The sequence below is a fragment of the Loigolactobacillus jiayinensis genome, assembly GCF_003946445.1.
GTDB classification, from domain to species: Bacteria; Bacillota; Bacilli; order Lactobacillales; family Lactobacillaceae; genus Loigolactobacillus; species Loigolactobacillus jiayinensis.
This window is the reverse complement of the sequence record NZ_RHOF01000083.1, coordinates 1-10,006: the sequence shown is the minus strand read 5'-3', so window position 1 is coordinate 10,006 and position 10,006 is coordinate 1. Positions and strand designations below refer to the sequence as shown.

Genomic DNA, 10,006 nt, shown 5'->3' with positions numbered 1-10,006 from the left:
CTTAATTTCCAATTCTGCCTAAAATTAGCTATCAACAGGATTTGACAAAGAGCCACCAATTAAGGCGAAAGGTTTCAATAAAAATATTAAGCAACTAATTCTTCATAATTAATATTTAAGCGTTGGGCAATATCAATGATCTCTTCCATAGTGCGATCATCAATAATAATGCCATTCTTTTTACGGTCGGCATAAGCAATTGCTTCTTTATCGCCATGTACGTAAATCGTTTTGCCTGGAATTGCTGGTAATTCGCGAATATCTTGTAAATAACGGGAGAAGCGATCAATGATTTGGTCTTTATCACCGAAAATAGAAGGATCAATAGCCGTAAAACTTTGATATGGTCCCACCGATAAATCTTCGGGCGTAATTTCAGTCGAAATATTGCCCATTGATAAAATCGACGTGAAGACTTCAACAATAATACCTAGGCCAAAACCTTTGTGACTCCCAGTATCCTCTGAAACACCACCTAATGGCGCTAAACCAACCGTAGCGTCAGGATCACGTAATGCCTTAAAGTCTTCAGTTTGCGTGTGGTCATAGACAGGTTCATTGCCATTTTTAGCAACCCATAACGCTGGCAAGTCTTTTTCTAACTTATTATAAACTTCAATCTTACCTTGTGGCACTGTCGTAGTTGCACAATCAAAAATAAAGGTATGCGGTTTGGCCGGCATGGCAAATGCGATTGGATTCGTGCCAACAAATGCTTTAGTAGCATGCGTTGGCAGCATTGCTGGTCGTGAATTGCATGACGACATCCCAATCAAACCTTGTTGCGCCGCCATATCAGCGTAGTAACCGGCAATCCCATAATGACCCGAATGGCGTGTCGTCACAATCCCGATACCATGCTGTTTTGCCTTCTCAATGGCTAAATTCATACTATAGATACCATTCAATTGCCCGATACCAAAGTTAGCATCAACAACAGCACTCACATCGGTTTCTTTGACAATCTCCGGTTCACTTTGAACGCGAATCTTACCATTTTGAATAAAATGATCATACATAACCAATCGCTGTACCCCATGAGATTCGATTCCATGTAAGTCAGTATAGATCAGCGTATTTGCTACCTTGTGACTTTGATCTGAAGAAAACCCATAAGCCTGATAAATGTTAAAAACCAATTGTTTAATTTTATCGCTGTCATATCTTTTTATCACACTAATCACCACACCAATTAATATTTTTTGTTCATCTTTTAAAATAAGTCTTGCTTAAATGGTAAGGATAATAGTGTTACTTGTCAATTAATTTTTTAATTAAAAACTAATCTTCAACTAATTTACATTAATAAAACGCTGATTTATAAGCTTTATTTATTAGATTACTAAAATTCAAAACCTAATTGATAATGAACGTGGCTTTGTCCATTACCATTGGTTTCAACCTGGAGTTGATCTGGAACCTGCTCTTGCAATTCCTTCACATGGCTAATAATACCGATCATTCGCTGTTTGCCCTCAACTGTCTCTAGTGCATTTAAGGCAGTTTCTAGTGCATCTTCATCTAATGAGCCAAAGCCTTCATCGACAAATAGCGCCTCAATCTCGACGCCACCAGATTCTTGTTGGATAACTTCGCCTAATGCTAACGCTAAAGATAATGCTGCAATAAAACTCTCACCGCCAGACAAGGTGTGCACACTACGAATTGCGCCACAATTATCATCATAAACATCAATTTCTAAGCCTGTGTTAGTTCGATAACTACCATTAACAGTCCGTAATTGAAATTGGTAACGCGCGCGGGTCAGCAACTTTAATCGTTGATTAGCAACCGCTAAAACTTCGCGCAAATAAGTTTGCAACACGTAACGTTCTAGACTTAATTTCTGCGGCCCATCACCACTGGCAACTTCTGCCAATTGCGTTAATTCAGCCACTTCTACTATTTGTTTTTGAATGCCAGCTAATTGTTTGGTTGTCTGAGCTAGTACTTGCTGATCACGGTCATAGTAGTCTTTTAATTGATAGTAATCCTTTTCCTGCTCACGTAACGTTGTCGTTGTCTGCTCTAGCTCAGTTTGTAATGCCTCTAAATCCGGTGGTGTCGTTAACGTTATTTGAGCGGCCAAACTCTGCTGCCGTGTTTCTAATTGTAATCGTTGGTCGTTAAAGCTTTGTAGCTGTTGTCGGTAATGACTTAATTCTGTTAATTTTGCTAATAGCTGCTGTAGCTGTTCTGGCGTTTTAGCTGCTTCATTTAATGTTTGTGTCAACTCAGCTTGATGTTGTGCCAACTGCTGCGTTACATTAGCCAATTGCTTAGTTTGTTCATCAATCTGTGTTTGATTAACCAAACTGGCCGAGCTCGCTGTTGCCTGCTGTTTAGTCGCTGTTGCTAATTCTTGATCGAACGCTTTTATTTGCTGTTGTAATTGCGTTAAATGCTGCTGTAAGGCACTCTGATCACTGAATTCAGTAGGTAGCTGTTGTTGTTTGGCTTGTTGTTGCGTCTGCAGTGCGATTAATTGCTGCGCTAATTGCTGTTGTTGTACTTCTTGCTGCTGCAAATCGTTTTGATTAGTCTGCAAAACGATACTTAATTCATCTAGCCGTGCTGTTGCTTGGCTTATCTGGTTTTGTTGCTGTTGCTTACTCATTAAATCTTGGGCTACTTGTTGCTGTTTTTGTTGCAACACCGTGTTCAATTCGGCTAAATCGGCTACTGGTAACTTAGCCGTCTGTAATAAGGCTACACTGGCTTGTTGCCAAGTTGTTTGCTGTTGCTGTAAAGTAGCCGCTGTACTCTCAACTTGGCCAGCCAAGCGTGCGGTATCCGCTTGGGCTTGTTGCCAAGCAGTTTCAGCTGTCTGATAATCTTGTTCGCTAACAACTTTAGTCGCAACCGGCGCCATTGCAACATGTTCAGTTGAACCACAGACTGGACAAGGTTCGCCAGGCAGTAAATCTTGTTGTAACCGCGCAATCTGTGTGGCAGCCCAATCACTTTTCATCTGTAGGAAAGTTGCTTGTGCTGTAGCACTAGCTTGCTGTAAAGCCGCTAATTTAGCACGTTGTTGCTCTAAATCTTCTGCGGCACTTTTTAGCTGTAGCGCCTGTTGCTGTAGGTCAGTTACTTGTTGCTGTAATCGTTGTTGGGCTTGTTGTTGATTAGTTAAAGCTGCTAATTCACTAGCAATTTTACCGGTGGTGGCAACTAAATCATTTAATTTAGTTTGTTCAAGCGCCAACTGATCCTGCTTATCTTGAAGTGCCTTTTTAGTTTGCTGTACCTGTTTCACAGCAGTCTGTGCGGTATTAATTTTTTGACTCAACTCAGTCACGTCTTGATATAGCGGGATTAATGCTTGGCCTTGGTGCAATTGTTCTTGTCGTGCTGTTTGCTGTGGTGTCTCAGCCTGTAGTTGCGTTAAACGGCCCTGCGCTGTTGCCAACTCAGTTTGTAATAGCGGTTGCTGTTGTTGCAAACGAGTTAAGCTTTGTTGTAATTGTTGCTGTTGCTCCGTCAATCGTTGCTGTTGTTGCGCTAATGGCTGAACCCCTTGCGCCCACTCCAATGATGTAATTTGCTGTTGTAAGGCCGTCATTGCTGGTTGCTGGGCAGTCAGGGTCGCTAAAGTAGTTTGCGTCTGCTGTTGTTCCTGTAACCATTTAGCTTGTTGTTGTGCTGTGGTGAAAGCGGCTTGTTGCTGTTGTTCAGCCTGGCGCGTTGTTTTCATTTGTTGTTCGGCACGCGTTACTTGTTGTTGTAGTTGCGGCAATTGCTGCTGCAACGCCTCCCGCACAGCATTTGGACTTGTTTCACTTGTGGCCAGCTGAAATTCAGGCAACCAATATGCTTGTTGTAAAATGGTGTTAACTTGCTGGTTTGCAGCTGCATTAGCTTTACTAGCATCCTGGCGTTGTTCCTTCAGTGTCTGGGCCCAGCGCGCATAAATTTGTGTGCCGAATAGATTTCGTAATACTTTTTCCTTGTCGTTACTATCAGACATCAAGAATTTACGAAATTCGCCTTGAGGTAACAAGACAATTTGGGCAAATTGGTTAGCATCTAAATGCAATAAGTCACGAATAAAAACCATGACTTGATTTGCTTTTGTTAATTCTTTGATCTCTTTGCCTTGTTGAAAAACAGTTAACGATACCTTAGCTGGTTGATCGCGGTAGCCCTCACCACGCTTCTTAGGCACCTTTTGATCAGGTTGACGCACGATGAAATACTCGTGATCACGATGAGAGAAACGAAAACTAACTTGAGTGAGCTCAGTTGACGCGGCAAAATCAGAACGCAACATTTTCCCGTTACGTCCTTGGCCTGATGTTTCTCCGAATAAGGCGTAGCACAAGCCGTCAAAGATTGTGGTCTTCCCACTACCCGTTTTGCCACTAATTAAAAAAAGTGGCGTCTCTTGAAATTTAGTAAAATCGATTGTTTCATTGGCGTAAGGACCAAAATTCTTCATGGTTAAAGTTAGCGGACGCACCCTAATCACCATCCTTTTCTGCAATCTTAAGAGCAGTTGCCGCTAATTTTTCTTGCTTAGCTGTCAACGGCTGCGTTGTCGTTTCCTTAAAAAAGTCGGCCAATAATGTCAATGGTGACAAATTACGGATTTTCTTTGCTGTTACTGCCGTAACTTCACGACCATTTTCCCGCGTCAAACTTAAAATATACGGATAGATCTGACGTAATTCCTGCATCACATTAGGAATAACCTTAGTGTCAGTTAAGTTGATTGCGATAAAATTATTACGATCAAGCTTTGTATAATAGTTAGGATCGATCAACTCAGTGAAACTAGCAGTCACTTCAGTCACATCGCGTAATGGCGTTAATGGTAGAAACTCGGTATGAAATGGTTCAGTATCCACGATCCAAACACCTTTTTGTACTTGCGCCTCAGAAACAGAAAATTTCAATGGTGAGCCACTATATTTAATTCGTGCCGTATGCAGTGCCGTTTCATTATGTAAATGGCCCAACGCCACATAATCAAATGCGGCCAAAGCATCGGTAGGAACAGCATCTAAGCCGCCAACAGTTACCTTAGTCTCGGAATCACTTTGCTGACTGCCCGCTGCAAAAAAGTGAGCGACCAAAACATGCTTTTTATTTGGTGCAAATTTAGCTTGCATTGCCGCAACAACTTGTGGCATTGCCTGTGCAATCGTCCGTAGCTTATCGTCCTTAAAGTATTGGCGCGCTGCAAACGGTTCAAAGTATGGCAACAAGAAAAATTGTGTATCGTTAAGTTCGATGGGTGTAAATGCCTGCTCCAGCTGCGTATGCAAATAAAAATCAGTTGCTTTAAACCACGGGCTACCAGTTTCCAGTCGAATCGCACTATCGTGATTACCCGAAATCGCCAATAGTGGGAAATGCGCTGTTAAATTAACCTGTTGTAGCATCTGATTCACCATGGCCACCGCTTGTTCATTGGGCAACGCGCGATCATAAATATCACCTGCTAAAACAATTGCATCTACTTTTTCTTGCTTAGCCAGCGCTAAAATTTGGCGAAACGCATCCTCTTGCTCTTCTTCTAAACCATAATTGTATAATCTTTTCCCAATATGCCAATCAGCTGTATGTAGAAATCGCATTAACGCACCAACTTTCCGTTTTTTGATAATATTACTATAACATAATTTTGCGTTTTGGGGAACTTACGTTTGCATTTAAGCCAATTTTAGTATAACCTAAAAAGGCACGGTCAGAACAAAACGATTTTGTCTGACCCCACCTTATTTACTTGCTAATCAATACGTATATTCATCGTAAACCAATTCAATCTGCTGTTTCCGTGGTGCAAAGTTGATGCTACTGACCGGCTGTGCAAGCATTTTACTGTATTCATCCAATACATCAATTGGTAATGGTGTAAACATTTTTAGCTCGTCAACTAATTGATCGACTTCAGAGATTTCTTGCAAGTCGATAAAAATTCGAATCTTGCCTAAAACGTCATTTAGCAGATCAGTTAGTACGCTGTTAGGCTTACCGTTTGTATCCGTCATGACAATTTGCTGTACATCAACCGGCATATGATTGATGGTGACCATTTTTAGCACGTCAAATACCGTCATCATTTTTGCACCTCACGATTATTTTCTTGAGACTTTGCTTACATTATAGCCGTCGTACCCTAAATAAGCTACTGCAATTCAAGCCGCCAAAGCAACGTTTTAAACACGTAGGTCTGCTGGGCCGTTATTTCGCGGTTATCAGCAAATTTTTTAACACACCAAGCGGCGAACACTTTCTTCTGATCTAGCGTTAATTCATCATCTAACTCGGCCACCAGCATTTCTTGGGTCACCTGTTCGGTTAAGTGATAGGTGAACGTCTGCTGCAAAGGCTGATACCCAAGCTGCCGTACAGTTTGCACATATTTCTGAAAAATCGCTGCATCATTGGTTGGATCATCGACTGGCGGCAAGTCCAGCAACTGTTGCAGCTCAGTTGAAATACTGTCCGTATGCGTGACCGCGCGATTTAGTACGGCAACCTGCCGCGCTAACTGACTAAACTTAGCTAAGTCTTTAGGCGCTAATGGCAACATACTCGCAAAAACCACATCTGCTTGTGGCCGCGCTGCTAATTGTGACCACGCAATCTGCTGAAATTCAATATTGGTTAAACCAGCCGCTTGTGCTGCTTGCTGGGCAAAATTTAACATTTGCTGCGAAATATCACTGATCGTCACTTGGCGCGCGACTTGTGCAAATGGTAAGGCAAAGCGACCAGCGCCACCACCAACATCTAAAATACGCGCATGCGGTAAAATATTTTGCTGAGTTAAGTACGCCGTTAAATCAGTTGTGATCGGTAAGCGCGATTCACGCTGCGCCGCCACATAATCCGGTGCAAAATCATCCCAAAAGTCGGCAACTGTTTGATTGTCCATGTCATCTATCTCCTACTTAGTTACCAGGCCTGCTCATCCCAACTACGACCATCGATTTCACCTTGTGCCTGTGCGATCCGCTTTTCTTGCTCTAACACCAACTGGCTTAAAGCTTGAAAAAATGCCCGCTCTTCATAGGCTGAGCTATCTTGCGCCAGCCGCTGTGCTGCTTGAACTAGCCATGATGAATCCATTAATCATCCGCCTCCCGCATTTGTTCGACCGTCCAGCGTAATTCAGCTAAATCATCGCGCTTATTGATTAATTCATTCTGCATTAATTCCAACTGCGTTCGTTGTGCGGCTGGTGCTTGCGCAATCATCTGCTGGAGACGCTGTTCAAACCATTGTTGCCGTTCTGCAAAAGTAGCTGGTTGCGCCAAAGTCAGATATTGCTGATAGGCAATCAATAGTTGTTGCTGCTGAATATCCGTTTGGTAACTAAATTGATGAACGATAAATGGCGGCAGCCAGTGCAACCCGCTTTTATTAGCCAGTGCTTGATAGGGACGCAATAACTCTGCAAATGTAAACTGCTCTGCAGCACCAGATTGATAGTCCCGTGCTGGTGTATTCGTCGTCACAACCAAGCCCAGTTCTTTACCGGCTAAAGCTTGCTGCTGAATTGCAAATTTACTGGTTAACACTTGATCCTGCCAGGCTTTCAACATTGCTGGCGCACTGTACCAATACAGCGGAAACTGCCAAATAATTCGCTGGGCTGCCTGTAATTGGCTTTGCTCCGCCGCTATGGTAAAGTTTTGCGTTAATGGGTGCCAAGTTGCCGCAACTAATTCAGCCCCACGGCGTAAAAACTGCTGCGTACTCGATTCCGCCAGTTGCGGATGAGCCACGATAATTAGCGTCTGCATCTTATCCTCTTCTCACTTAAGTTGATAACCTAACTATAACAAAAAATCACGCCATTAAGCGTAAATATGTGCTAGTAACAGGACAGTATTAAAGGTCGCCTGACAATCGGCTTTTTCTTTATACTGGATGCTAAGAACTAACGCTTATGGCGCCAATTCTGATAGCGATGATATAAATTACTGATCACCAAGGTGACCACGACCAACAGTGCCGCGCAATAACCAACAATGCCTAAACGAGCAATAAGATCGCCAGGTTGCCGCGATTGAACTAATAGCGAAGACCCAATGATCACTGCCGCTAAAATAATTGCAATCACCAACCGATTCACAATCATTTCCATTCGATCTAATAGTTGCTCGCGGTGTTTAAGTTCAAAACTAACTTTGGTCCCACCGCGCTCAAAAACATCCAGCACACTAAGCAATTTCACTGGTAACTGTGGGACCGTTTTGAATAATTGCCAGAGTTTAACTGCACTAGCTTCACTCTCTTGGCGCCAGTCAAAGTGTTGTTGAAAATAGTCACGGGCGAAGTGACGAGCAACCGTCAACATTGATAGTTTAGGATCAAGCTGCGCGACAGTTCCCTCCAACACGCTAAATGCTTTCAACAAAAGGGTCACATCCGGATTCATTTGTAAATGATTCGCGCGACATAATTGGATAGTCTGATACAGTAACGATTCAAAATCAATATCGCCTAAGCCGGCATTGAAATAAGGTTGCATAAACGTGCCTAATTGTTGAAAGAAAGCTTCCTCATCAACCGTCCCTGTGCGTTTACAAATTGCTAATAATGCACGACCAATTTCGCGACTATCCTTACCGGTAATTGCAATCACCACATTAGCTAAACCGGTGATCAGTGCTGGTGCCAGCTGCCCCATCATGCCAAAATCTAAATAAATCAAGCGATATGGCGGCAATGTTTCAGACTGTACCGCTGTAAACTCAGTGCGGCGGAAAGCGTGCCTGACTGTAGTCTTGGGCGCTAACTCATCCTTAGTGAATAAAATATTACCAGGATGTGGATCGGCATGGAAAAAGCCATCGGTGAAAACTTGTTTCAAAAAGTTTTGTACCAACGTTTTAGCTAAATATTGGCGTTGCTCAGGCACTAGATCTGTGATTGCATCTGTAATTCGCTTACCTGGCATCACCTGATTGACCAAAATAGTCCCCTGCGAAAGCGTCATATTAACTTGCGGTACCCGAATAATATCCCAACCATTATTCAACTGATAGAAACGTTGCCCATTTTCAACTTCTAATTCAGTATTTAACTCATTAAATAAGGCACGCTTAATTTCACGGAACATCGCTTGTGGATCGACTACACTTGCTTCAGGAACGAACTTCAATAAGCTAACTGCCTTTTGAAAAAGCGCTAAATCAGTGATGATATCCGCCCGAATATTTGGATGCTGCACCTTAACCACGACGTGCTGGCCACTTTGCGTCACCGCGTGATGGGCTTGACCCATTGAGGCCGAAGCAAATGCTTGCTGGTCAAATTCAGCATATTGTTCAGCTAGTTTCTGACCAGTTTGCGCTTCAATAGTTGCTTTGACGACGGTAAAATCGTCAGCAGTCACTTGATCCTGAAGCCCTTTTAACACATGTGCAAAAGCTGGCGTGACTAAATCAGTCCGCGTCGACAGCATCTGGCCGACCTTAATAAAGGTAGGCCCCAGCTCAGTGAAGGCCTGCTGCACTTGCTCCGGATGCGTTTGATGCGTGAAATTGTGTAGCACATTATATTGACGCAGTACCTTAATGATTTGCCATAACCGCGCACGTTTTCTCGGTTTCATCACTGTCACCTGCTTTTAGTTCCATCTTAACATACAAAAAAATGCGTACCAGTCGAATTCAGGCCCTTTCTGAAGCTTGGCTATTCTCTACTAACTCGTAGGCAGATTTGGTTTGGTTTCATTCCGGCACTGGCGTATGGAACGCGTGCGACTTGAACTTGGCGGTCTTTACCGTAGTTCAATCGACAACGGAAAGCGCGTTCTACTTAGCAGCTAAGTACTAGTTGCTGATGCTTGTTAAATTTAGTTGTAAAAAACGAGCGACAGTGATAACGCCAGTGCCTCCATTCCACCTTGGCAGTGTTAGAGCATTATTTTGTGAATTAGATTAAACGTTTAGTTAGCTCAATTAGGATCAGCCGGCAGTTATTAGTGATTCGTAGTTTTAAAGTAGATTATATGCACATAAAAAAACACCGATGAAACAGTTTT

Annotated in this window: 8 protein-coding genes; all 8 read right to left on the bottom strand. The window is 42.8% G+C overall.

All coding sequences use genetic code 11. The annotated features are described in order from the left end of the window. Positions 1-86 precede the first annotated feature (86 nt). Positions 87-1,175 (bottom strand): Ldh family oxidoreductase, encoded by a 1,089-nt coding sequence (locus EKM80_RS13825; protein WP_125554182.1) that lies wholly within the window; start codon positions 1,173-1,175, stop codon positions 87-89. Between the two features lie 167 nt (positions 1,176-1,342). Further along, entirely contained in the window at positions 1,343-4,462 is a 3,120-nt protein-coding gene (locus EKM80_RS13820; protein WP_125554179.1) for an AAA family ATPase, read from the bottom strand. Position 4,463: 1 nt separating this feature from the next. Continuing rightward, positions 4,464-5,582 carry an exonuclease SbcCD subunit D gene (locus tag EKM80_RS13815; RefSeq protein ID WP_125554177.1) on the bottom strand — a complete coding sequence of 373 codons (1,119 nt, stop codon included), beginning with the start codon at positions 5,580-5,582 and terminating at the stop codon, positions 4,464-4,466. 156 nt (positions 5,583-5,738) lie between these two features. Further along, the gene (locus EKM80_RS13810; protein WP_125554175.1) at positions 5,739-6,068 is read right to left on the bottom strand and encodes a hypothetical protein; all 330 of its coding nucleotides are present in this window, start codon (positions 6,066-6,068) and stop codon (positions 5,739-5,741) included. Between the two features lie 65 nt (positions 6,069-6,133). Further along, entirely contained in the window at positions 6,134-6,886 is a 753-nt protein-coding gene (locus EKM80_RS13805; RefSeq protein ID WP_125554173.1) for a class I SAM-dependent methyltransferase, read from the bottom strand. Between the two features lie 20 nt (positions 6,887-6,906). Beyond that, positions 6,907-7,080: a hypothetical protein gene (locus EKM80_RS14935; RefSeq protein ID WP_164509585.1), complete on the bottom strand. Its 174-nt coding sequence runs from the start codon at positions 7,078-7,080 to the stop codon at positions 6,907-6,909. After that, positions 7,080-7,757 carry an NAD(P)H-dependent oxidoreductase gene (locus EKM80_RS13800; RefSeq protein ID WP_125554171.1) on the bottom strand — a complete coding sequence of 226 codons (678 nt, stop codon included), beginning with the start codon at positions 7,755-7,757 and terminating at the stop codon, positions 7,080-7,082. The genes EKM80_RS14935 and EKM80_RS13800 overlap by 1 nt, the downstream gene beginning before the upstream one ends. Positions 7,758-7,894: 137 nt before the next feature. Beyond that, positions 7,895-9,574 (bottom strand): ABC1 kinase family protein, encoded by a 1,680-nt coding sequence (locus EKM80_RS13795; protein WP_125554168.1) that lies wholly within the window; start codon positions 9,572-9,574, stop codon positions 7,895-7,897. Between the last annotated feature and the right edge of the window lie 432 nt (positions 9,575-10,006).

Excerpts from the sequence above, each read along its gene's own strand:
- EKM80_RS14935 (WP_164509585.1), bottom strand. The coding sequence starts at position 7,080 with ATGGATTCATCATGGCTAGTTCAAGCAGCACAGCGGCTGGCGCAAGAT.
- EKM80_RS13800 (WP_125554171.1), bottom strand. The coding sequence starts at position 7,757 with ATGCAGACGCTAATTATCGTGGCTCATCCGCAACTGGCGGAATCGAGT.
- EKM80_RS13805 (WP_125554173.1), bottom strand. The coding sequence starts at position 6,886 with ATGGACAATCAAACAGTTGCCGACTTTTGGGATGATTTTGCACCGGAT.
- EKM80_RS13810 (WP_125554175.1), bottom strand. The coding sequence starts at position 6,068 with ATGATGACGGTATTTGACGTGCTAAAAATGGTCACCATCAATCATATG.
- EKM80_RS13795 (WP_125554168.1), bottom strand. The coding sequence starts at position 9,574 with ATGAAACCGAGAAAACGTGCGCGGTTATGGCAAATCATTAAGGTACTG.
- EKM80_RS13815 (WP_125554177.1), bottom strand. The coding sequence starts at position 5,582 with ATGCGATTTCTACATACAGCTGATTGGCATATTGGGAAAAGATTATAC.